At 61.7% G+C, this 22,502-nt stretch carries 20 protein-coding genes; 7 read left to right on the top strand and 13 right to left on the bottom strand.

Annotated features, from left to right (window positions below):
* Nucleotides 1-169 precede the first annotated feature (169 nt).
* Complete coding sequence (locus FVF58_RS07335; protein ID WP_188130738.1) at nucleotides 170-1,081, top strand: MurR/RpiR family transcriptional regulator; 912 nt, start codon at nucleotides 170-172, stop codon at nucleotides 1,079-1,081.
* A 144-nt stretch (nucleotides 1,082-1,225) separates the two neighbouring features.
* Nucleotides 1,226-1,852: a dihydrofolate reductase family protein gene (locus FVF58_RS07330; protein WP_149669239.1), complete on the top strand. Its 627-nt coding sequence runs from the start codon at nucleotides 1,226-1,228 to the stop codon at nucleotides 1,850-1,852.
* A gap of 133 nt (nucleotides 1,853-1,985) precedes the next feature.
* Here FVF58_RS07330 and FVF58_RS07325 read toward each other — a convergent pair whose 3' ends face one another.
* Nucleotides 1,986-2,414, bottom strand: coding sequence for a VOC family protein (locus tag FVF58_RS07325; RefSeq protein WP_149669238.1), 429 nt, complete (start codon nucleotides 2,412-2,414; stop codon nucleotides 1,986-1,988).
* A 662-nt stretch (nucleotides 2,415-3,076) separates the two neighbouring features.
* Between FVF58_RS07325 and FVF58_RS07320 the strand changes: the two genes are divergently transcribed.
* Entirely contained in the window at nucleotides 3,077-4,534 is a 1,458-nt protein-coding gene (locus tag FVF58_RS07320) for an NCS1 family nucleobase:cation symporter-1 (RefSeq protein WP_149669237.1), read from the top strand.
* 301 nt (nucleotides 4,535-4,835) lie between these two features.
* Here the strand turns inward: FVF58_RS07320 and FVF58_RS07315 are convergent, their stop codons facing one another.
* Both FVF58_RS07315 and FVF58_RS51250 read right to left on the bottom strand, forming a co-directional pair.
* Nucleotides 4,836-5,309: a YbhB/YbcL family Raf kinase inhibitor-like protein gene (locus tag FVF58_RS07315; RefSeq protein ID WP_149669485.1), complete on the bottom strand. Its 474-nt coding sequence runs from the start codon at nucleotides 5,307-5,309 to the stop codon at nucleotides 4,836-4,838.
* 256 nt (nucleotides 5,310-5,565) lie between these two features.
* Nucleotides 5,566-5,724 (bottom strand): hypothetical protein, encoded by a 159-nt coding sequence (locus FVF58_RS51250; RefSeq protein ID WP_188130737.1) that lies wholly within the window; start codon nucleotides 5,722-5,724, stop codon nucleotides 5,566-5,568.
* 571 nt (nucleotides 5,725-6,295) lie between these two features.
* Between FVF58_RS51250 and FVF58_RS07310 the strand changes: the two genes are divergently transcribed.
* The gene (locus FVF58_RS07310) at nucleotides 6,296-7,453 is read left to right on the top strand and encodes an acyltransferase family protein (protein ID WP_149669236.1); all 1,158 of its coding nucleotides are present in this window, start codon (nucleotides 6,296-6,298) and stop codon (nucleotides 7,451-7,453) included.
* A 399-nt stretch (nucleotides 7,454-7,852) separates the two neighbouring features.
* Here the strand turns inward: FVF58_RS07310 and FVF58_RS07305 are convergent, their stop codons facing one another.
* The 5 genes from FVF58_RS07305 to FVF58_RS07285 form a co-directional block, all read right to left on the bottom strand.
* Nucleotides 7,853-8,122 (bottom strand): YbdD/YjiX family protein, encoded by a 270-nt coding sequence (locus FVF58_RS07305; RefSeq protein WP_149669235.1) that lies wholly within the window; start codon nucleotides 8,120-8,122, stop codon nucleotides 7,853-7,855.
* Between the two features lie 2 nt (nucleotides 8,123-8,124).
* Nucleotides 8,125-10,185 (bottom strand): carbon starvation CstA family protein, encoded by a 2,061-nt coding sequence (locus FVF58_RS07300; protein ID WP_149669234.1) that lies wholly within the window; start codon nucleotides 10,183-10,185, stop codon nucleotides 8,125-8,127.
* Between the two features lie 433 nt (nucleotides 10,186-10,618).
* Nucleotides 10,619-11,005 carry a hypothetical protein gene (locus FVF58_RS07295; RefSeq protein ID WP_149669233.1) on the bottom strand — a complete coding sequence of 129 codons (387 nt, stop codon included), beginning with the start codon at nucleotides 11,003-11,005 and terminating at the stop codon, nucleotides 10,619-10,621.
* Nucleotides 11,002-11,568 (bottom strand): universal stress protein, encoded by a 567-nt coding sequence (locus FVF58_RS07290; protein WP_149669232.1) that lies wholly within the window; start codon nucleotides 11,566-11,568, stop codon nucleotides 11,002-11,004. The genes FVF58_RS07295 and FVF58_RS07290 overlap by 4 nt, the downstream gene beginning before the upstream one ends.
* 340 nt (nucleotides 11,569-11,908) lie before the next feature.
* Complete coding sequence (locus tag FVF58_RS07285) at nucleotides 11,909-13,528, bottom strand: MFS transporter (RefSeq protein ID WP_149669231.1); 1,620 nt, start codon at nucleotides 13,526-13,528, stop codon at nucleotides 11,909-11,911.
* A 506-nt stretch (nucleotides 13,529-14,034) separates the two neighbouring features.
* On the opposite strand from FVF58_RS07285, the gene FVF58_RS07280 reads away from it, so the two are divergent.
* Nucleotides 14,035-15,372 carry an MFS transporter gene (locus tag FVF58_RS07280; protein WP_149669230.1) on the top strand — a complete coding sequence of 446 codons (1,338 nt, stop codon included), beginning with the start codon at nucleotides 14,035-14,037 and terminating at the stop codon, nucleotides 15,370-15,372.
* A 156-nt stretch (nucleotides 15,373-15,528) separates the two neighbouring features.
* Here the strand turns inward: FVF58_RS07280 and FVF58_RS07275 are convergent, their stop codons facing one another.
* Both FVF58_RS07275 and nhaR read right to left on the bottom strand, forming a co-directional pair.
* A complete protein-coding gene (locus FVF58_RS07275) occupies nucleotides 15,529-15,951 on the bottom strand; it encodes a universal stress protein (RefSeq protein WP_149669229.1) in 423 nt (140 codons plus the stop codon).
* A gap of 419 nt (nucleotides 15,952-16,370) precedes the next feature.
* Nucleotides 16,371-17,267: a transcriptional activator NhaR gene (gene nhaR / locus FVF58_RS07270; RefSeq protein WP_149669228.1), complete on the bottom strand. Its 897-nt coding sequence runs from the start codon at nucleotides 17,265-17,267 to the stop codon at nucleotides 16,371-16,373.
* A gap of 147 nt (nucleotides 17,268-17,414) precedes the next feature.
* Between nhaR and FVF58_RS07265 the strand changes: the two genes are divergently transcribed.
* Complete coding sequence (locus FVF58_RS07265; RefSeq protein ID WP_149669227.1) at nucleotides 17,415-17,909, top strand: CBS domain-containing protein; 495 nt, start codon at nucleotides 17,415-17,417, stop codon at nucleotides 17,907-17,909.
* Between the two features lie 84 nt (nucleotides 17,910-17,993).
* A complete protein-coding gene (locus FVF58_RS07260; RefSeq protein WP_149669226.1) occupies nucleotides 17,994-18,959 on the top strand; it encodes a Tim44 domain-containing protein in 966 nt (321 codons plus the stop codon).
* Between the two features lie 229 nt (nucleotides 18,960-19,188).
* Here FVF58_RS07260 and FVF58_RS07255 read toward each other — a convergent pair whose 3' ends face one another.
* From FVF58_RS07255 to FVF58_RS07245, 3 genes are all read right to left on the bottom strand, one after another.
* Nucleotides 19,189-20,457: an RNA polymerase sigma factor gene (locus tag FVF58_RS07255; protein WP_149669225.1), complete on the bottom strand. Its 1,269-nt coding sequence runs from the start codon at nucleotides 20,455-20,457 to the stop codon at nucleotides 19,189-19,191.
* Nucleotides 20,454-20,810 carry a YciI family protein gene (locus FVF58_RS07250; protein WP_246216971.1) on the bottom strand — a complete coding sequence of 119 codons (357 nt, stop codon included), beginning with the start codon at nucleotides 20,808-20,810 and terminating at the stop codon, nucleotides 20,454-20,456. The genes FVF58_RS07255 and FVF58_RS07250 overlap by 4 nt, the downstream gene beginning before the upstream one ends.
* A gap of 319 nt (nucleotides 20,811-21,129) precedes the next feature.
* Entirely contained in the window at nucleotides 21,130-21,999 is an 870-nt protein-coding gene (locus FVF58_RS07245; protein ID WP_149669224.1) for an NmrA family NAD(P)-binding protein, read from the bottom strand.
* Nucleotides 22,000-22,502 lie beyond the last annotated feature (503 nt).

Here is a 22,502-nt window from a genome sequence, read left to right as displayed (position 1 = left end):
GATCGACTTTGCCTCGCCTTTTTGATGCTCTCCGCTTTCATCACGTCCAGCAGTCACGCTATCCTTGCGGCTGCCTTGTCGGGCCCGGCTGCGATCGCGCACGGGGCGGCTCGAGCCGCGCCTCGCGCGGCGTGCCAGAGGCTCGACGGATTTTTTCACAGGAGCTTTGATGAAACCCGCAAAGAAGGGCACGGCGAGTGCCGAGGCCGCGGCCGGGGCGCCGGCGCAGCCGATTTCGGTTTCGGCGATCCTGTCGCGCATCGAGCAGCTTTATCCGACCTTCGGCGCGACCGGCCAGCGCATCGCCGGCTTCATCCGCGAGCACGCGCAGGAAGTGGTGCACATGTCAGTCAGCGAGGTCGCCGAGCGTGTGGGTGCGAGCGAAGGCAGCGTAGTGGGCCTGTGCAAGGCGATCGGCGCCACCGGCTTTCAGCAGTTGAAGATCGTGCTGGCGCAGGAAATCGTGCGCCCGGTACAGTTGATCCACGAAGATCTCGAGCCTGGCGACAACGCGGCGGCGGTAGTTTCGAAGATCTTCAGCTCGAACGTGCAGGCCCTGCATGAAACCCAATCCACCCTTGACGTGGGCGAACTCGAGCGGGCGGTCGAGGCGATCCGCACCGCCCGCCGCATTGAAATCTACGGCGTGGGCAGCTCCGCGCCGATCGCCGAAGATGCGTATTACCGCATGCTGCGTATCGGGCTGGACGTACGCGCGGTAACCGACCCGCACATTCAGGTCATCAGCGCGTCGCTTTGCGACCCCACCGTGGCGACGCTCACCGTCTCCCACTCGGGCAGCACGCTCGAAACAGTGACGGCCACGCGCCTCGCCAAGGAAGCCGGCGCACGCACCATCTGCCTCACGAATTTCGGGCGTTCCCCGATTCAGGCCTTTGCCGACATCGTGCTGTTCACCATGGCACGCGAGACCCGCTTTCGCACAGAAGCCATGACGAGCCGTCTCGCACAACTGGCGATCATCGACGTGCTGATTGCGTGCCTCGCGCTATCGGACTACGAGAAATCGGCGAAAACCATCCGCCATACGTTCGACCTTCTGTCGCTCAAACGATATTGACGGCCACGGGCAGCGCCGCCAGAGGCTCCGGGTTGAAAAGTTCGGCGAGCGACGCGAGGTCGGCCGCAGGGCTGGTTGTCGATCCGCATGCGAGTCGTTCGTCGTATCTACGGACCGATCGGGTCCGTAGATCTTGAGGACACTATGCGCAAGCTCACTGTTTCCGCGTTCATCAGTCTGGATGGCGTCATTCAATCCCCTGGCGGGCCTAAAGAAGACCCCAGCGGCGAATTCCGCCTTGGTGGCTGGATGGTTCCCTATGCCGACGAAGCCATCCGCCAACATCTGCAGGACCTGCTCTCGCAGCCGTTCGAGTTGTTGCTGGGGGGGTGCACCTACGACATATTCGCGGCGTATTGGCCGCGCGTACCGGCCGATTCAAAGAGCCGCGCCATCGCTGACCTGTTCAACAGCGTACCTAAGCACGTGGCCACGCATCGATCCGGTACCCTTGACTGGCAGAACAGTCATGCGCTGGAGGGCGACCTTGCCGACGCGATACGCGCGCTTAAACGTCAGGACGGCGCATATCTATTGACGTTTGGCAGCAGCGACATGGTGCGCCAACTGCTCGCAGCCGGCTTGGTGGACGAGCTTCGGCTTCTGATCTACCCCATCATGCTTGGGCGCGGCAAGCGCTTGTTCGGCGACAACGCGCTAGCGTCTGCTTTCACTCTGACGCGCTCGACCAGCACGCCTGGCGGCGTGCTGATTACCCGCTACACGCGCAACGGCGAGGTGCGCACGGGAGCGTTCGAAGAAGTCGATTAACAATCCTTGCAGCACGAGCATGCAATCTTGCACACTCTCCCGAGACACGAATTGCAGTCTGACAAATCATTCAAGCCGAACCCGTTTCGCGGTTCGCCTTGATGCTGACGTTCACTCTTGATGGCGGCCAGCATTACTTCTCTTCTCGCATGCTTGGGGTATAGGTGATCCCGACCAACAACCCTTCCGGCCCGATGAAACGACTGACAGTCTGGCCCCAGGGCTCTTTTTTGTTCCTGACCAGCATGCAATACCCTCGTGATTCAAGCTCCGCCGTAGCCCTTTCGACGTTCTCAACGTCAAACTCAATCCAGGCTTGCGGTATAGGAGCGTCGACAGGCCACGAATCCGTGCCGTAGCAGGACTGAGCTGCCTCAGAGAGCGGCCACAGGGCGAAACTCTTTGCCCCTTTCAGAGCCTCCGTATGAAGGTAGCCGCCTTTCTCCTCCTTGAAGGGGATACCGAAGGTCTGACTGTACAGCTTGCGGCTTGCCCCCGCTTCTCGAACAATCGGGCCAAAGCCTGCGATGAACAAGACTGTAGTATTTGCGATCTCTTCCATGGCTTCTCCTTTACCCGGAATGAGCGGTTTGGCTCGGGAGCAGTGGCCATTCGTCGAGTCCGGGATGCGATCGGGTGAGTGAGCGCAACATGGCCGACTACCTGACGAGCGTGACTGTCCACGCCGATCGAATTTTGACCTGGCGCAGAGGCCGGTTTTCAGGCAGCACCGGTCGTGAATAAGTGTAGGCTTGTTTAGCGTGGCGGGCGGCAGCACGCGCCCCACTTCCGCCATTTGAGGCCGCATCCGACGAATGCCTGCTTTCGCCCGATGCGGGACCATTGGAGGTCAATCAAACAGGGCATTTGAAGCGGGCTACCCCCCCATCGAAATCATTCGACGATGGGTCGTCCCGCCATCTCCACATCAACGGCCCCACAGATTGCGAGCGGGACGCAGCAACGGTAAGCGTCGCGCAATTCTATTGATTGGCGCTGTCATATGGACAACAACGACGAACTTGCGATTGCGCTCATTGTGCGTGGGATCGGACGGTTGGCTCGCGCCGGCATGCATCTCGATTAAGGGTTAACCCATTCAGAACTGTGCCCGCAAAGTACATACAGTTCTTGCATACGAGCTCGCTTCAGACGCGGGGGCATCGCCGCCCAGGGTCGTCTGGCGGTGTTTCCTCAGTTCTACGAACTCAAAGGAGATGACAGATGGAAATCCGCAACCCTTCCCCCGGCCTCTACAACGAAGATCTCGCGCCCGCCAGGGTGCGCAACTGGGGTGCCTTTAGCATTTTCAACGTCTGGACCTCGGACGTGCACAGCCTCTGGGGCTACTACCTCGCCGCCAGCCTGTTCCTGCTGTGCGGCAGCTTTACCAACTTTGTGCTGGCGATCGGGCTCGGCTCACTCGTGATCTTCGCGCTGATGAATCTGATCGGCTACGCCGGCGAGAAGACCGGCGTGCCATACCCGGTGCTGGCGCGCGCCTCTTTCGGTGTGTGGGGCGCCAACCTCGCGGCGCTGGTGCGCGCCGTGGTGGCCTGCTTCTGGTACGGCGCGCAGACGGCAGCGGCTTCGAGCGCGATAGTCGCGCTGTTGATCCGCAGCCCCAGCCTGATGGAGTTCCACAAGGGCACGCACTTCCTCGGTCACTCGGGGCTGGAGGTGATCTGCTACTTCATCGTCTGGGCGCTGCAGCTGCTCATCATTCAGAAGGGCATGGAAACGGTGCGCAGATTCCAGGACCTGGCCGGTCCGGCAGTGTGGATCGCGATGCTGATCCTGGCGGTCGGCCTGTGTGTCAAGGCCGGCGGCTTCTCGTTCGAGCATGGCATTCCGATGGACACGCTGCTCGAGAAGACCAGGGACGCCGGCGTCAGCGGCGAGCCCGGCTCGTTCTGGGCACTGATGGCCGTAGGCGCGACCTGGATCACCTACTTCGCGGCGCTATACCTGAACTTTTGCGACTTCTCGCGCTACGCGAAGAACCGCGACGCAGTCAAGAAAGGCAATCTGTGGGGCCTGCCGGTCAACCTGATTGCGTTCTCGCTGGTCGCCGGCGTCACCACCATCGCCGCCTTCAGGGTGTACGGCGAAGTGCTGTTGCACCCCGAGCAGATCTCAGCCAAGTTCGACAGCTGGGTACTGGCACTCATCGCGGCGGTGACCTTCGCAGTCGCCACGCTAGGCATCAACGTGGTGGCCAATTTCGTCTCGGCGGCGTTCGACATCTCCAACACGTTCCCCAGGCGGATCAGCTTCAAAAAGGGCGGTTTCATCGCTGCAGCCATCGCGCTGGTGCTCTACCCGTTTGCGCCGTGGGAAGGCAACGCCGCGCATTTCGTCAACGCCATCGGCGCCACGATGGGCCCGCTGCTGGGGATCATCCTGGTGGACTACTATCTGGTGGCCAAGGGCAACATCAACGTCGCGGCGCTCTACCAGGAGCACGGCGAGTATCGCTACGAAGGCGGCTGGAACGTCAACGCGCTGGCCGCGGCAGCGGTCGGCAGCGTGTTTTCGACCTTCCTGCCCAACTTCACCAACCTGCTGCCGGCCTGGTGGAATACATATGGCTGGTTCTTCGGCGTAGTAATCGGCGGCGGCATGTACCTGATCATGGCGACGCTGAGGCCGCGTACCGCGATCGCCCCTACCCGCGTTTAAGGGTCCTTCCAGCCCGATCAGGCAGGGTCAAGCACTGGCGCGGCACCGCCGGGTGCCGCCCGGATGTGGGCGATCGGTCACGATAGCCGCGTGCGGCTCGCGAATCGCAGGTTTGCCCGACGACCCGCCTGATTACATCGTTCAAAGAACGGCACTTTCAGCCCGGAACCCGACGTTCGAACGTTCGCGCAACGGCGTCGACAAACGTCTGAAGATGGGCTGTTCTCTGCCTGACGCGCGTGAATAAAGTCGGCGCCACGGGATTTCCTTTGCTCTGAGCACCGATGCAACGACGCGTCGTTCATCGCTTCTGATAGATGCCGATTAGCGCCGCGTGCGCTAATACGTGCCCCTGCATGGCCTTTTCAAGCGCCGCCTTGGTGGGCGCTTTCAAATCGGGCAGTACAGTGTCGAGCGCATACAGCTTGTGGAAATAGCGGTGTCGTCCCACGGGCGGGCACGGGCCGCCGTAAGCGGCACGCTTGAAGTCATTGATGCCTTCGAGGGTACCGCCCGGCAAAGCCTGCGCGGCAGCGCCATCGGGCAGCCCGGTTGCCGTGGGCGGGATGTTGTAGAGCACCCAATGGACCCAGACTATTTTCGGCGCGGCCGGGTCCGGCGCGTCAGGGTCATCGACGATCAGCGCCAAGCTTTTTGCGTCTGCGGGCACGCCGGACCACGCGAGCGGCGGCGATACATCGGCGCCCTGGCAGGTATGCCGCGCGGGAATCTCGCCGTTCTGTTGAAAGGCTTGCGACGTTAGCGTCAACGTCATGGTGCGCTCCTTGGCGACAACCATGGATGGCTGTCCCGGCGGGAAGATCGACAATGATCACCGGGAGTGCAGCCACTGAAGGCAAGGCCCGCGCCCACGCCGCTATTTCGAAGCGCTTTATCAGGGGGCGTTGGGCACGTTGAAGTCTGTCATCGTCACGACCCCTGCTGGGAGAACCACTGCCGATGATCGTGTGCTCCCAGCTATCGCGTGAAGCCCCGCTGGAACGCCGGGCCTTTCATTTTGCAATGTGGCATCAATGTTTGTGCCGGTGCATCCAACCCATATGGTGCGAGTCAAGCCACTGAGCCATCCCCTCTTCGGGGTGATCGCGCCTGTAACGTTGCGCCACCATGAACGCGGCGACCAACAAGACCACCAGGCCGACAACGAAGTAGATCATAGACTGGGTCATGGCAGCCTCCTAATTGGGTAGCGACCATGCTTACATTGTAGGTCAGGCGCTATCGAAGTGGCGTGCGATCCGCGGGCACGATTTCACCGCTCGCATCAACCCGCGAGCTTGCGCCGACGCGGCGCGTTGGCGTCCCAAGCCGACCCGATCCGGCCGGTATTCGCGGCGCGGCGTGACGTCGTGATTTGACTGTGCAGCGGCCGTTCACACTTGCATGATTAAACCGTTGTTCGACGGCCAGCCCGCCGAATCTCTTTGCGGCAGCGAGGCCATTTCCTATTGTTCCGGGTGTCGGAAATAAGCTATTTCGCAGCGATTCGTATGCTCCTTTAGCGGAGGCCGCCGGTGGTATTTCGGGCTATTGCGGAAAACTCTGTAATCCTCGCATGCAGCGATTGGCCGCCGCCTGGCAGAAAATCGCGAAGATAAGTCGTGAAACGTGGAGGTTTTCGCGTGTGAGGACCCTACTTTCATTGCTATGGTTAAACGATGATTGGCGCACACTTTGTAATGGATGCCGAAGCGGGCGTCCCAAAGACTCCATATTTTTTTGCAGAAATGTGGGGTTGCAATGAACAATAGATACGACGCGCTCGACGGCCTGAGAGGCGTCGCCGCCATCGCAGTAATGCTAGGGCATTTTCAAACCACGCTGTTCCAGAACGCCTATGTGGCGGTCGACCTGTTTTTCATGCTGAGTGGCTTTGTTATCGCTCACTCGTACAGGGCACGACTTCTTGGCGGCATGACGGGCGTCGAATATATAAAGAGACGCTTCATCCGCCTGTACCCGATGCTTCTTATTTCACTGCTGATCGGTCTGCCCGTCATGATTGAGGCAGGAGCGCTGGGGATATCGTCGTATCCGATGCGAAGCGTTGTTTCTGCAACCGCCTATCAATTTTTCTTTACTCCATACATAGGCAGCTTCGTTACTGCAAAAGCGGCCGTGTTGAGCGCATTTCCTGCCATGGATCCTTCGTCCGGTGTGCTGTTCCCGTTGAACCCACCGGCCTGGTCGCTTTTCTACGAAATGGTGGCGAGTATCGCGTTCGTTACTCTCGTTCGGTTAAATACGGGCGTCATGCTTAAGATCATCATCGTCAGCGGCATCATGTTTTTGATAACAGGAGCCCTGGTGAGTTTCGAGACCCATGGGCGTTCGATAATCGATTTTCAGCAGGGGTGGGGAGAAGACAGAATTGTTGGTGGGTTCTACCAGGTAGCATTCGGGTTTGTTGTCGGCGTCTTCCTTTATGACGTAAGAAATTCGAATGCCTGTCGCCACATTCTCGAAGCAGTTCCAAACTGGGTGTTTCGACATACTTACTACCTTTACGCCGTCGCACTCATGGTGTTTGTATTTCCGTTCGCGGTTCGCGGCCTGTACCCGCTGCTTATGATTTTCTGCGTTGCGCCCTGCCTTGTTATGGTTGGCGCAAACGTGTCCTGCGCTGTCCCTTTCGAGATGAAAATCGCACGCTTTTTGGGCTGGCTTTCTTACCCAATTTACCTTCTTCATTTTCCCATAGGACGAGCCGTGTTCATGCTCGTCGGAAAGCCGAACGGGTCCACTGCAGTTCCCTTGTTAGTATCATGCGCTGTCACGCTTCTAAGCGCGATTGTCTTGACGAAATACGTCGAGCAGCCGACACGCGCGTTCCTCTCAAGGAAATATGCAAGATCATCCCCGACGCGCGGCGACCCAGCAGATCAGCGTTCTATGTGACGACCGTGCGCAATTTACCCTTTGACGCCTGGAAAACCGAGGTCAAGATGCGAAGTCGTGACGAGGCGTGCGCTGGGCGGCCCTCCACTTCAGATGAGTCAGGGCAACAGCCGCTGCCGTGGTATGTGTCCATACAGCCAGGACGTCATTGGCTAGTGCACAGCAAAGCTATATAAGCACGCGGCTCACTAGCCGACATTCGAATGACCGGTAGACGTACCACACGGACGGCTCAATGTGGCCCGGACAGCGTCGTTCGCAATCGACCGATCCGACCCAACCCCCTGCAGAAGCCGTAAACCGGATGCACCGACCGAAACAATCTCAGTCCCGTGATGCTCGGCGATTAACTTGTGCGAATTCTGCCAAAACGCACGATTATGAAGGCCACGAGCCGCGCTAACAGCACCTCGGCCCATTACGACCGTATTTCCGATCAATGGACAAGATGAAGAACTCACGTCGCGAGAGCAGCGGATCGCACGGGTGGCGCGAGGCCATGTGCTCAACATAGCGTTCATAGTCCGGAATGCCGAACATCTGCGCGCAGGCTCCGCGCATGGTGCGCGCAAGCTCCGATAGCCGTGTCCCCAGTGCGTTGCTCACGGCCCCGGCGTTCGCGCCCCGAACCGGCACCGCCGCGAGTTTGCCATTGAAGATCGTTTTCATGATCAAGCCCCCTTGGCGCGTACGACAACAGGCGTCTCGTTGACGGTGGGGTGTGCCTGCCGCAGCGCCCGCAAGCAGATCGTGACGGCGAAGACGCACATCGCCAGCACCAGCACGACAAAGAAGCCGCAGACCACCGCATCCAGATAGTTGTTGAAGGCGACCCGCTGCATTTCCGCAATCGACTTGGCGGGAGCGAGTACGGTCCCCTGCGCGGCGGCGTCACTGAACTTGTTCGCCAGCGCAAGGAAGCCGATACGCGGGTCGCTATGGAAGATCTTCTGAATTCCAGCAGTGAGCGTGGTAATCAGGAGCCACGCGGTCGGCACCAGCGTCACCCAGACGTAGCGCTCCCGCTTCATCTTCACCAGGACGCTCGTGCAGAGCAGCAGGGCAATGCCGGCGAGCATCTGGTTGCCCACGCCGAAAAGCTGCCAGAGTGTGTTGATGCCACCGAGCGGATCGACCACGCCCTGATAGAGAAAGTAGCCCCAGGCAGCCACGCAGAGGCCGGTGCCCAGCAGGTTCGCGGGCAGGAGTTGGGTGTCGCCGAGCGGCCGATAGACATGGCCTAGCATGTCCTGGATCATGAAGCGGCCGACCCGCGTGCCGGCGTCCACGGCTGTCAGGATGAACAGCGCCTCGAACAGGATGGCGAAGTGATACCAGAAGGCCTCCATGGTCTGACCGCCGAGGGCCTGGCCGAGAATCTGCGCCATGCCGACAGCAAGCGTCGGGGCGCCGCCGGCGCGCGACAGGATGCTGGTTTCTCCAATGTTCACGGCCGTCTGGTTGATCAGGTCCGGCGTGATCACGAATCCCCAGTTCGACACGACTTGCGCCGCCTGCGCGGCGGTCGTGCCGATGATTGCCGCCGGTGCGTTCATGGCGAAGTAGATGCCCGGATGCAGCACGCAGGCCGCCGTCAGCGCCATGATCGCGACGAACGATTCGGCGAGCATGCCGCCGAATCCGATCAGACGCATATGCGACTCACGCTCGATCATCTTCGGCGTGGTGCCGGAGGAAATCAGTGCATGAAAGCCGGAGACCGCGCCACAGGCGATGGTAATGAACAGAAAAGGAAAGAGCGCGCCGGAGAACACGGGTCCGGTGCCGTCGATGAAGCGCGTGGTCCGTGGCATCGAAAGCGTGGGCGCGACCACATAGATGCCGACCGCGAGCGCTATGATCGTGCCGATCTTCAGGAACGTACTCAGGTAGTCGCGCGGCGCGAGCATCAGCCAGACCGGCAGGCTGGAGGCGATGGCGCCGTACAGAATGAGAGCCCACGCCAGTTGCGGGCCGGTCAGGGTAAAGACCGATCCCCAGGTGGGATCGTTGGCGACCGTCTTCCCGAGTACGATCGAGATGAGCAAAAGTACGACGCCGAACAGGGACGCTTCTCCTACCCGCCCCGGGCGGATAAACCGCATGTAGACGCCCATCAGCAGCGCGATCGGTATCGTCGCCGCGATGGTGAAGAGGCCCCACGGGCTGGACGTTAGCGCCTTGACCACCACCAGGCTCAGGACCGCGAGAATGATGATCATGATCGCGAGTACGCCGACGAGAGCCAGCGAGCCGGGAACCGGGCCCAGTTCCATCTTGACCATCTCGCCAAGAGATTTGCCGTCACGGCGTACTGACGCGAAAAGCACAATGAAATCCTGCACCGCACCGGCCACCACGACGCCCGCGAGGATCCACAGCGTGCCGGGCAGGTAGCCCATCTGCGCTGCCAGCACGGGACCCACCAGCGGACCGGCGCCGGCGATTGCGGCGAAATGATGGCCGAACAGCACCCACCTGTTAGTCGGTACGTAGTCCATACCGTCGTCGTGGCGCTCGGCCGGCGTCTGGCGAGTATCGTCGAGCCGCAGCACGCGTTCGGCAATGAACTTGCTGTAGAACCGGTATGCGATGAAATAAACGATGAGCGCAGCAGTCACGAGCCACACGGCATTCACACTTTCACCGCGCCCGAGCGCGAGCCTGGCGAAGGCGAAGGCGCCGACAGCGGCCAGCACCCCCCACACGAGAATGGACGCAAGCTTGTTCATGACGTCTCCCTCTGTCGAACAACGCATGGCAGAATCATTCCCGCGCCACTCACCTGCCGGCGTTCTTCAGTGTTTTGCCGCCCACCAACTTGCCCGCTTCGCGGCACTACGGGTTCCAGCGAAAAACAGGCTACACCCAGCCCCAAGCCGCCGCAATTCGCGATTGCCCTTCGTGCTCCGCCGTGAGGACAGCACCCAGCGCGCCGCTTCCATCGGTGTGGCCAGATCTGTAACCGTGAGGCTCCCCAGCGTTTGTACAAACGTCCGCTCTACGCGAACCACGACTGAACAAAGCCACGATGATTGCCTGTGTAGCGCGAGCGTTCGATGGTTCGACGTTTGCGCTCGCTGCAAAAGCGCGCGCTGACTCGCATCGATCACGCGACTTCATGGAACACGCCGGACACCCATGTCCGTTTATATCGCGTACCAATCAGTTCTTGTCCGGTGTTCTCAGTTCGATCAACATCCGCTCACAAGCGCCTTGATCCGGCGCCATGCAGCCGAGCAAATGTTCACTGTTTGGCATCAACAATTCGCCGCCCGTCTGAATCGCCAACGTCATGCCGGGATTCTTCTGCCATACGATGAAGCCGAAACATGCAAGCGCCAACAGCACGACGAGCGAGAACGCGATCCTTTCCAGCATCCAATAAATTTTCGGCATGGCGCCACCTTCAGCATGGCACAGGGTTTTGGGCGTTCGCGCACGGCCCACAAGTAGCGGTTGAGGTATCGTCAACTCAAGCAAATCGGCCTGACTAGTATCCCGCTTCAATAGCATTTTTGGCTGACTGACGCCGGCCAGCGATTCCGTCAAGTTGACCGTGCCGGAGTGACTGCACGCTGAATTCGCCCGATGATAAATCCATGAGGCGGCGAAGACTTCGATGTTGTCGATTGCGTGCCGGCTCCCGCTTCGCCCACTACGCCTGTCTGTGTCGACTGCCGGACCACCAGAACGGGAATAGCGCTATGAGTCAGTACCTTCTGTGTCTCACTGCCGATCAACAGGCCTCGCACACCGCTGCGGCCGTGGGACGCCATCACGATCAGATCACAATTTCGCTCGGTGGCGGTGCTGATGATCGCTTCATAGGGATGAGCGCGGGTGGTGGCAACGGTTTCGCATCTCACGCTCGCCTGGCTTGCCGCCTTCGTGACAGTGGCGAGAAAGGCCTCTGCACGCTCCCTGTGAACCTGAACGAATTTCTCCTCGGTATCCGCGAGCATTTCGATTCCATACGCCAGAACATGAAACTCCGGCATGACATGAAGTCCCGTAACGCAGGCGTGATTTTCAGCGGCGAACGTCACCGCCATCTGAACGGCGACTTCGGAAAGTGCCGAGCCGTCGGTCGGCACCAGCAGATGCTTGAACATGACACCTCCCCTCGCTCGACGTGCGGGCCCTATCCGACACGCGCTTAACCATTCGCCAAATCGCCAATGATGCCGCTATAAATTACATTTTGCCTTCAGTATAGACACTGCCGTCATTTGCGAAGTATTTTCTGTTCGCAGTTCGTTTATCAAACCCGTTCCGCGACACCGCGCCAGCCGCTTGCATCTCGCCGCCTTCACTTTGCCGCACATGCCACTGATAGAGCGCGCGCAAGCGCTGGGCACGCCGGCCGACTGGCTGTGCGCGCCGCGCATAATCGCTACCCGGAGATTGAAGTATGGATGCCGCAAGCAGACGCGTCCGACGACGCGAAGCACATCACTTGCGGGGCTGGATGGTCGCCAAGGCGAGCCCCGCTCCGGCGAACGCGCACGCGGCGGACACCAGCGCGACGGCGCCCAGCGCGTCAGCGATGGCGTCGGCTTCCGCCCGCGCCAAGGGTGTCTGGGGCGGCGTGTGGGCATCATCGCCGGCTGCCGCGCCGGCTTGCGCGTGCGGCTCCAGCAACTGCCCGGTCTGGCGCGCGCCCTGAGGAACGTGAAGTTCGTCGAGCCGCGCGGACAGCGCCGCCTGGTGCGACCACACGAACACGATGCCGAGCACCGCAATCGCCAGCAGGCTCGCCACGCGTGCAACCGCGTTGTTGATGCCGGAGGCGACACCTGCGCGGTCGGCCGGCACCGCGCCCATCACGGTCGTCGTGAGTGGCGCGACCGTGATGGTCATGCCGAGCCCGAGCACGGCGAGCGCAGGGAGAAATCCCGCCCAATAGCTGCCGCGCACGAATGGCAGCGCGAGCATCACGAACCCGATTCCCGCGACGCCCGGGCCAGCGCTCAACAGGACCCGCGAACCGAAGCGGCTCGTCAGGCCGCCGGTGAAGCGCGACAACGAGCCGATGATGACCGGCACCGGCAGCAGCGCCGCGCCCGCTTCGGTTGCGGTGTAGCCATGTGCGCGGATCAGCGTGAACGGCAGGAAGAACAGTGCGCCGCCCAGACCGAAGTAAAGCAACAGCGTGACGAGGTTGGCGCCGGTGAAATCGCGCGAGCGGAACACGTCGAGCGGCATCATGGGGTCACGGCTGTTCGCTTCGATCAGCACGAATGCGGCCAGCACGAGCACGCCGGCGCCGATCGAGCACAGGACGAGCGGATGCGCGAAGCCACGCGCCGACGCCTGGGTCAGGCCATAGGTGAGTGCGGCGAGCCCCGCTGCCGCACTCAGCGCGCCGGGCCAGTCCAACTGCTGAGGCGCATCGAGCTTGTGGCTGTTCGGCACCGACGAAATCGCGAGCGCAATCGTCACCGCTGCAAGCGGGACGTTGAGGAAGAAGATCGCGCGCCACGACCACGCGTCGACAAGCAAGCCGCCCGCCACCGGCCCCAGCGCCGACGTGATCGCGCCGACGCCCGCCCAGGTGCCGATTGCCCGTCCGCGCTCTTCATCTTCGAATACGGCGCCGATGATCGCGAGACTGCTGGGTACGAAGAGCGCAGCGCCAATGCCCTGCACCGCGCGCCCGGCGATCAGTGAACCCGCGTTCGGCGCGAGCCCGCACGCGGCCGACGCCAGCGTGAAGACCCCGATGCCCGCGATAAACACCGTGCGGCGGCCGAGCTTGTCGCCCATCGATCCGCCCACCAGCACGAGGGACCCGAGAAAGAGCAGGTAGGCATTGACGATCCACTGCATCGCCGCGACACTCGCGCCGAGTTCGCTCTGAATGGCGGGCAGCGCGACATTGACGACGGAGCCGTCGATAAACGCCATACTGGTGCCGAGGATCGTTGCGGCGAGCGCAAGACGCTTGCGCCGGCACGGGCGGTCGACCGCGGTGGGCTGCGTGCGGATGATGAGCTCGTCACACGGGCTCGCTTGCGCAGCGACGATGTGCGCAGTCTTTTGGTCGCTATCGAGAACATCCGGGTTGGCCAAGCTCGCTCCCGTGCTGGTCGATGGTGACTAGCATAGCAACTGGAGCGCCGGACCGCAGGTGCGGCCTGGTCACGGGTCTAACGTCAGCAAGGCCGAGTGGATCGGCCGTTCGAATAACGGCTTTTGTGGGTCGGATGAACGGCAACTGCTGGCCCGATAGCTGCCCGATGTAGGTGCCAAAATAGCCAATCCCTGAGCAGCACGTGCAATTGATTGCACGGACTCCCAAGCCGCCGCCAGGGCGCATCCGCTGATCGCAGGCTTTGCAAGCAAATACCCAGGCGGGCGCCCTCTGTTTCTGCGGTTTTGCTACGCCGCACTGCGCTCGCTTGCATAAGCGAGATCAGTGTTCTAATTTTTCTCGATAGCCTCGCCAGGAAGGAAGCATCGAGCGGGAAGCAAATCGCACGACGCCCCATCGTGATCGACCAGCTCACAGCATCTGCCAAAATTTTCCTCCGCCGTGCGGCTTCGGGCTCGCTGTGCGACGCTCATGGACTTCTGACATGACCCTATCCAGTCCAGCCCGGAATGAGTTGCCCAGAGCGCCGGCCCCTCGCCTGTCGACGCTCAGTCACATACAGATCGCGTCGCTGTGGTTTGCGCTCTTTACCCAATGGATGACGGTCGTTCCGGTGCTCGTGCCGGCACAGGTTGCCGAAATGCTCGGACGCGATGCCGCGTTAAAGGAAGGCGTGGCCGGCTCCGTCATTGCGTCCGGCGCATTCATTGCGATGGTCGTGGCGCCACTGGCCGGGGCGCTTTCAGATCGCTGCTCCGCAAAACATGGACGTCGGCGACCTTTTCTCGTCGTCGGGGTCTTCGGCACCTCGGTCGCACTGGTATGGCTTGCTTCATTCAACGGCGCGGGGAGCGTATGGCTGTATGCACTCGCGTTCCTGCATCTCCAATTCTGGTGGAACTGGGCGGCGGGTCCGTACGCCGGGCTGGTGCCCGATGTCGTGCCGAAACAGGAAGCCAACCGGGCGAGCGCGTGGCTCAACGTGATGACCGTGCTCGGCACCATCACGGGCAACGTGGTGCTCGTTGCGCTCTATTCTCCGCGTCACCTCTATCCCACGGTTGCCACGTTCATTGCGATCATGTTGCTCTGCCTGTGGCTGACGCTTTCCGGCTCGCGCGAGCCGACGCCCGCCGGATCCCGTGAACCGTTCGCGCTCTTCGCGTTCATCCGCTCGTTCTATCTCGATCCACGCCTCCACCGAAACTTTTACTGGGTGCTGGTAACCCGCCTGTTCGGCAACATGGGAATCTGGTCAATCTTCACTTTCATGTTGTACTACCTGCAGGACGTGATCGGCATTCGTCATCCGACCAATCTCCTGAATGGGCTGCTTGGTGTCGGCGTGGTGCTGGCGATCCCGGCCAGCCTGCTGGGCGCACGGCTCGCCGACCACCACGGCGTCGTTCCCGTCGTCCGCCTGACAAGCTGGATCATGGCCGGGGCTGCAATCGGCTTTGTCCTCCTGGCGTTGCATCCGAACCTGTTGCTGGTGATCACGGTCGGGCTGGTTTTCTGCGCCGCTTACGGCACCTATCAAGCCGTCGACTGGGCACTCGCGCTGCAAGTGTTGCCCGACGATGCGTCCAGCGGCAAGGACATGGGCATCTGGCAGGTGTCGATGGTGCTACCGCAGATCCTCGGCCCTGCCGCGACCGGGTGGATGCTGTCATGGGTCAAGGGGTTTGCCGGTGCCGGACCCGCCTACGTCGCCGCGTTCGTCGTCGCCGCGGTGTGGTTCGTGCTGGCGGCCTGGCTCGTCTCGCGCATCAGGATTGCTTCGCGGCAACACGTATCCACCGGACTCGCCGGGCGATCATGATAGGGCGCCCGCTTCGCCCATTGCGTTCTCATCCCGGCCGGAGCGGTTATCCGCATCCGATCGAGTCCCGTGCTCAACGAATGGCCGGTTGCGAGCGAAACCAAAGAGTCGGCAGCGCTGCGTGTTTATCGGGCCGTCTTTGTAGCGATTCTTGAACTAGCGAACGATGAGAGTCGGGATAGCGCAGCGCGCCAATATGCCCGCTGCCACGGATCCAAGGACGAGGTTGGCAATCGCCGAGTGGCCATGTGATCCCACTATGATGAGGTCCGGTTGCTGCGCCTTGGCGAATGCAGCGACGCATTCCGCAGCGTGACCGATGACATGGTGCGTCGTCATCGAGAGTGAATGCCGGCTTGCGAACTCGCGCACGGGTGCAAGCACATTTTCCGCTTCCTCTCGGTAATACGCCTCGACGACGTCACGTTCCAAAAATCCACGGGCGTGGGCAGGAATTTGGGTAACAACGGTGAGCGTCATGTAGGTATGGCCTGGGCCGAATAGCGTGCCATGGCTTGCGATGAAATCGAGCGCCCGCTTGGTGAAGTCGCTTCCGTCGACCGGCAATAGTATCTTCATTGCAACCTCACATGAAACTGGTTGGAGACGTCATGACAACCGTTCACTTGGGCTCGCCCCCGAGGGAAGACAGCCAGATAGCCACTGTTGCTCGCCGTGGCTATCCTTGACGACGTTTCACTCGTAGCTCACCGCGACATATATTACACTTTGTAATATTACTCTTTTCTTTAATAGGATGTCCGGTGAGTTAACCCAGTGAGCCGTCGTGTATTTCGCGCCGCAGAGGCGGCGGCCATCGGCATTGCGTTGCTGACGTCGGGCGCTGAAGCGCGGTTCAACTCTGCCAGGACACCAATCGACACGCCGGCCGCCATCGTTTGCATACGGCGTTGCACAGAACGTACCGGTCGCGCGGAGCAGCAACCACTTGTGAATGCTCGAAGATAGCGCGCTGTCTACAGAAGAAGCCGGGCCGTCTAGCCATTGAACAATTCACTGCGCGCCGCGTCCATGATCATCGCGATAGCCGGATGACTGATGTGGCGCTCGATCGAGATCGCAAAGAACTCTTCGACGATGGTGTTGATCTGCCCGACCACCGTCAGTTTGTGTTCTGCCTGTAACTGGCTCTCCAGCACTGTTGGTGCGAACAGCAAACCGCGGCCTTCACGGCCGAACGCCATGGTCATCGCTCCGTCGTCGAACTCGCCGATGATACGCGGCGAAATTGCATGCGACGCCAGCCAGTGATCCAGCTTGCGGCGCACTGCGGATTCCGTGCCGGGCAACAACACCGGCAACTGACCGAGCGACAACGGGAAGCGTTTCCTGCCGCTCTGGACCAGCGCCTCCGCACCGAAGCAGCTTAGCGTCGAACGGCCGAGCCGGTGATTGAACGCCTTGATGTTGACGTCGGCGGGAATGGGTGCATCCGCAATGATCAGGTCAAGGCGGTGCAAGGCCAGTTGCGCGAGCAGCGCATGCAGCTTGCCTTCGTGACAGATCATACGCAGCGACACGGAAGCGTTCAGCGCTGGTTCCAGCAGCCGGTAGGCGATTGCTTTCGGTACCGAATCCGCGATCCCGACGCGAAACCGCGTTTGCGCGCCGGATTCGTTCTCGCGTCGCACCGCGCTCTCCAGTTCCGAGCCCAGCGAGAATATTTCGTCCGCGTAGTCGAGCACCAGTCGGCCCGCATCTGTAAGCTCGATCGTGCGCCCGCTCTTCCTGAACAGCTTTTTATCCAGCGCTTCTTCGAGCAGTTTGATCTGGCCGCTGAGCGTTTGGGGCGAAATATGCAACTGCTCGCCAGCGCGGACGATCCCTCCCGCGTGCGCCGCAATCCAGAAGTAATGCAGGTGCTTGAAGTTCACGTCCCCTCCGTCGATCAATCAAAGCTACGATTTTCTCGAAACATTGACAACAAAAATACGAATTTTATGTTCTCTCGGGTTCGGTTAGATTTAAGCCTCGTACTTGGGCGCCAGCGAGCGGCTAACGACAACTGACAGAGGTGACATATGGCATCGGTTGCGCAATTCCTTCGTTCAAAAGTTTCCCAGACAGTGTGGTCCACGCAGGCATCCGCGTCGGTTTACGACGCGATCGCGATCATGGCTTACAGGCACGTGGGAGCGCTCATCGTTGCACACGAAGGGCGCGTGGCCGGCATCGTCACAGAGCGTGATTACGCGCGGAAGATCGTTCTGATGGAGCGTTCATCAAGGGATACGCCGGTGCGCGACATCATGTCGACGGCGGTGCGTTGCGTCAGCCCGCAGCAAACAACCGACGAATGCATGGCGCTCATGACTGAGCACCGGATACGTTATCTACCCGTGATTACGGCAGGGCAGGTGATCGGAATGGTGTCGATCGGCGACCTGATCAAGAACCTGATTTCCGAGCAGGAACACACGATCCGGCACTTGGAGCACTACATCCACGGCACCAGTTTTGAGGTCACCCATAGTGGATTGCAGCCGCAATCGGCTGTAAGTATGACGGCCCAATAATATTACTGTTCGTAATGTTTTTTTGCGCGACGATGAAGAGCGCGATGCGAGCAGCCCCCTTGACTCATCAAAAGAGGCACTTTTATGTTCACGCAATTCGTCAATCAACTTCGGCGTGCTGCCGGTGCGGTTATGCGCGGGACGGCGGCGCTCGGTCTGGCGGGACTGCTTGCCCTCGGCGCCGTGGCGTCGAACGATGTAGAAGCGAAGCGGGTGGGCGGCAGTCAAAGTATCGGGCGCCAGTCGCAAGCGGCGTCGCCATCCGGGCAAGGGCAACGAAGCCAGCAGGCTCAACCGGCGCAGCAGGCCGCGCAGCCGCCTGCTGCCGCGGCGGGTAACCGCTGGATGGGCCCGCTCGCCGGCCTCGCCGCTGGCCTGGGCATTGCGGCGTTGCTGTCGTCGTTTGGCCTGGCTGAAGGGCTGGCGCAAATGCTGTCGAATGCGCTGCTCATCGGACTGGTGATTTTGGCCGGGGTGATGCTGTTCCGCTTTATCGCCAACCGGCGTCGTCCGGATCTCGCTTATGGACACGGGGCCGCGAACCGGCAGCATACGAACGGCTCACCATTTCTGAATCAGATCGGGCAAGCGCAGCCTGAAGCGAATCTCCGGAACTGGCCGCACGCAGCGATGGATTCAACCGGCGCGGCCGACGCGGTGAAGGTGCCGGATCTTCCGCTCGGGCCACACCAGGGCGTGTTTCTCGCATCGGCAAAGACCATGTTCATCCGTCTTCAAGGCGCGTGGGATCGGAACGAGCAGGGTGACCTGTTCGAGTTGACGACGCCAGAGATGTTCGCCCGAATCAAGCAGGATCTGGAAGCCCGGGGCGGCCAGCCGAGCGTTACGGAAGTCACGCAGCTCGATGCCGAGGTGCTGGGCGCGGAAAGCAATGCGGATGAAGCCCTGGTCAGCGTTCGCTTTTACGGTCAAATGCGGGAAGACGACGCACAGACCGCTCAGCCGTTCCAGGAGATCTGGCACTTAGTCAGGAGCGCACACGGCGACCGGGCGTGGCGACTTGCGGGCATCCAGCAAATGGACCGTTAAAGGAGCGTAGTTGAAACCGGCAGCGGCTTGCTGCCGGTTATCACGTCGAGTAGGGCTCCCGCTTCCCGATAACGCGGCTTTTTTCCCTGGCGCTTATCCAACCAGCCGGCGTTTGATCGACGCCGTAATCCCTTCCGCGATTTTCTCCAGCTCGTCCCGGCGCGGCTCCGGTTCTAAGTTGCTTTAGCGCGCCGCTTGCAACCTCCTGTGGCAAATGCAAGGCGCCAATCTAATTCCTCGCGGATGACAGCTCCATGCGCTTGCGCTGCAGGAACCGGCGCACCGCCGGATCGCGCTCGAGTCCGATCGCGAGATCGTACGCGCCGAGCGCTTCGGCCGTCGCGCCGGCACGCGCGAGCACATCGGCGCGCGCGGCCCAGTACGGCTGGTAGTCGGCCAGCCGCGGATCGTCCGCATACGGCTCGAGCGCGTCGAGCGCCGCCTGCGGACCGTCCCGTTCCGCCAGCGCGAGAGCGCGGTTCACCGCGACCACCGGCGACGCGGCAATCGCGAGCAGCGCATCATAGAGCTGTACGATCTCGTCCCAGTTCGGGCGGTGCGTGCGGCAACGGTGCACGTGCGCCGACTGCAGCGCGGCCTCGAGCTGAAAGCGTCCGATTGTGTTGAAAGCGTTCGCGCGCCGCAGCAGTGCGTCGGCGGCGTCGATCATCGGCGCGTTCCATGTCGCCGGATCCTGAGCCGACAGCGGCACATAGTCGCCGGCCGCATCGCGGCGCGCGTCGCAACGCGCCTGCGCATACAGCATCAGCGCGAGCAGACCAAGCGCCTCTGGCTCCTCGGGCAGCAGTTCGACGAGCAGTTGTGCAAGAAAAAGTGCCTCACCGGTGAGATCGCGTCTCCCGGTATCGCCGCCGACCGGGTCGGTCCACCCTTCCGCGTACACCGCATAGGCCGCTTCCAGCACCGCCGCGAGCCGGCCGGGCAACTCCTCGCGCTCGGGCACGCTGAACGGAATGCCCGCTTCGCGGATCTTGTTCTTCGCTCGCACGAGGCGCTTGCTCATCGCGGCGGGCGACATCAGGAACGCGGAGGCAATCGTCTTCGCTTCGAGCCCCAGCACCACCTGCAGCATCAGCGGCGTGCGAATCGCCGCCTCGAGCGCAGGGTGCGTGCACGCGAACAGCAGCGCAAGCCGCCTGTCGGGCAATGCGCCGGTTTCACGCTCGTCGATCTCGTCGGCGAGGATCGTGAGCTGGTTTGTCACTTCGTCGCCGACGCGGCGATGGCGCGCGCCGTCGATCGCCCGGCGGCGTGCGACCGTCATCAGCCAGGCTTCGGGATTCGCGGGGCAGCCACGCTCCGGCCAGTCCGCGAGCGCGGCCGCAAACGCGTCGGCCAGCGCGTCCTCGGCTGCCGCGACGTCGCGCGTGCGCATCGCCAGCAGCGCGACGAGCTTGCCGTAGCTGCGACGGGCGACCGTCTCGGCAATCGAACGCGCGGCGCCGTCAGCGTCACCGCCGCAGCCGTACGGACTCATGCAGCAGATGGCGCATCGTACGGGGCAGTCCAGACCGGGCGCACTTCCATGAGGCCGTGCGCCGCGCCGGGGCAACGTGACGCCCACGCAATCGCCGCGTCCAGGTTGGGCACGTCGATCAGGTAGTAGCCGGCGAGTTGCTCCTTCGAATCGGAAAACGGTCCATCAAGTACCTGCGGCTTGCCGTCGACGAGCCGCACCGTGGTAGCCGTGTTCGTGTGCTGCAGCCGGTTGGCGCCCACCAGAACCTGCGCTTTTTGCAACGATTCGGTGTACGCCTGATACGCGGCGACTCCTTGCTGCCGCTCGCTGTCGCTCATCCGGTTCCAGGCGTTTTCTTCTGAATAGATCATCAACAGGTATTACATATGAGCCTCCGTCATGGGGTTGAGGCGGGTGAATTACATCGGGCCGCCATCACAATGACGCGCGGTCCGCATGCTGACGGACAGGAGGCCTCAAAAAAATCGCGAACAGCACACCTGCCTCGTTCGTTCGGCTCCGTCGAGGACCCTGCGCGTGGTCGCTTCGGGCGAGCCCGCCATCCCCTGCGCGCGGCTTTCAACTTCAACGGGACTGCAGATCGCATTAAAGCCCGATTTGCGCAGGTATCGCAACAATGCCCGAGTGTCGGCAAAGGCCGCCCTCGCCCGCCGCACCACCGCCCTTCGTTCATCCCGCGCGCGCGGCCAACTCCGCCAGCACACTCTGATAAGCGGTCGCGCCGATCACGCGCTCGTTGTCTGCGCGTTCAAAATCGATCCACCCCGAATTGAAGCCGTCGATCATTTCGATGCGCGGCGCCGGCCACGCGGTGCCCTGCGCCTGGAACAGCGCTTCCCACTGCTCTCGCGGCACCGCCTGAGCCTTCACCCGACGCCCGAGCACACCGCCGAGCAACGCTGCAATCTCATGCTGCGTATAACGCTGCGGACCTTCGATCTCGATCACGCGACGCCCCTGCCACGCTTGCACGAGCGTATCCGCGACCACGCGGCCGATATCCGCGGTCGCGACCATCGGATACGCGCGCTCGAGCGGTTGCAGAAAGCTCGGCATCACGCCGGTTTCGCGAGCGGGCGCGATGTCCCACAGCGAGTTCTCCATGAACCACGCGGGCCGCAGAAATGCGGTCGGAATCGGCAGATCCGCGAGCGCGGCTTCGAGAATATGCACCTGCGTGATGAGACCGAGCCCCGACTCCCGCTGCCCGCCAACTGACGATAACGCCACCACCCGCTGCGGCCTCGCTTTCGTCAACGCCTCCTTCAGCACGGCCGCCGTCGCCTGCGCATTCGGATAGCCCGGCTGCGGCGCGAAGTTCGGCGGGACCATCACGAACACGCCTTCTGCGCCGCCAAACGCGGCGGCGAGCGCGTCGGCGTCGTCGAACGATGCGATCGCCACCTCCGCGCCACGCGCGGCCCAAGGCGCGGCCTTGCTTTCGTCGCGCAGCACGGCGTGCACCGCATGCCCCGCATCGAGTAACGCGCGAGCCGCGGCGCCGCCCACCTGCCCCGTCACACCGGTAATTGCAAACATGATCTGCTCTCCGCGATAACGGCGAATGCCGCGTTGGAAGGCATTCTCGACGTTTCCACTCAATTTCACGAGAGCATGAATGTCATTTGTTTAATGACTAAATGGCATTTTAAGACGGTTAGTTGCGATGTACGTTCGCAAAAGTAGTTTGACAAACTATCTTAAGATATATATCTTAAGATACATCTTAAGACATTCACGGGAGTACCCAGAGTGCGTCACCCATATCGGTTTTCCCATCCGCGTAGCGTGGACGATGGTTTCAACACAGACCACGAGCGCGCATCGCTCCATGCGCTCTGGCACGCTTTCGCACGCCGTCAGGCGTTTCACGGCGAGCGCGGCCGCGCGAAATTCGAGCGTCGTCACGGCGAGCGCGACGACTCGCGTGGGTTCCACGGCAACGGCCAGCCACGCGGCGAGCGCCGCGAGTTCGCCGGCTATGAAGCGGGCCGTCGAGGCCAACGCGAGTTTCAGGGCGACGCTCCGGCCCGCGAAGGCCG

This window comes from Paraburkholderia panacisoli, from assembly GCF_008369935.1.
GTDB lineage: Bacteria > Pseudomonadota > Gammaproteobacteria > Burkholderiales > Burkholderiaceae > Paraburkholderia > Paraburkholderia panacisoli.
Note: the sequence above shows the minus strand (reverse complement) of the source record. Positions and strands in the feature narration are given on the sequence as shown.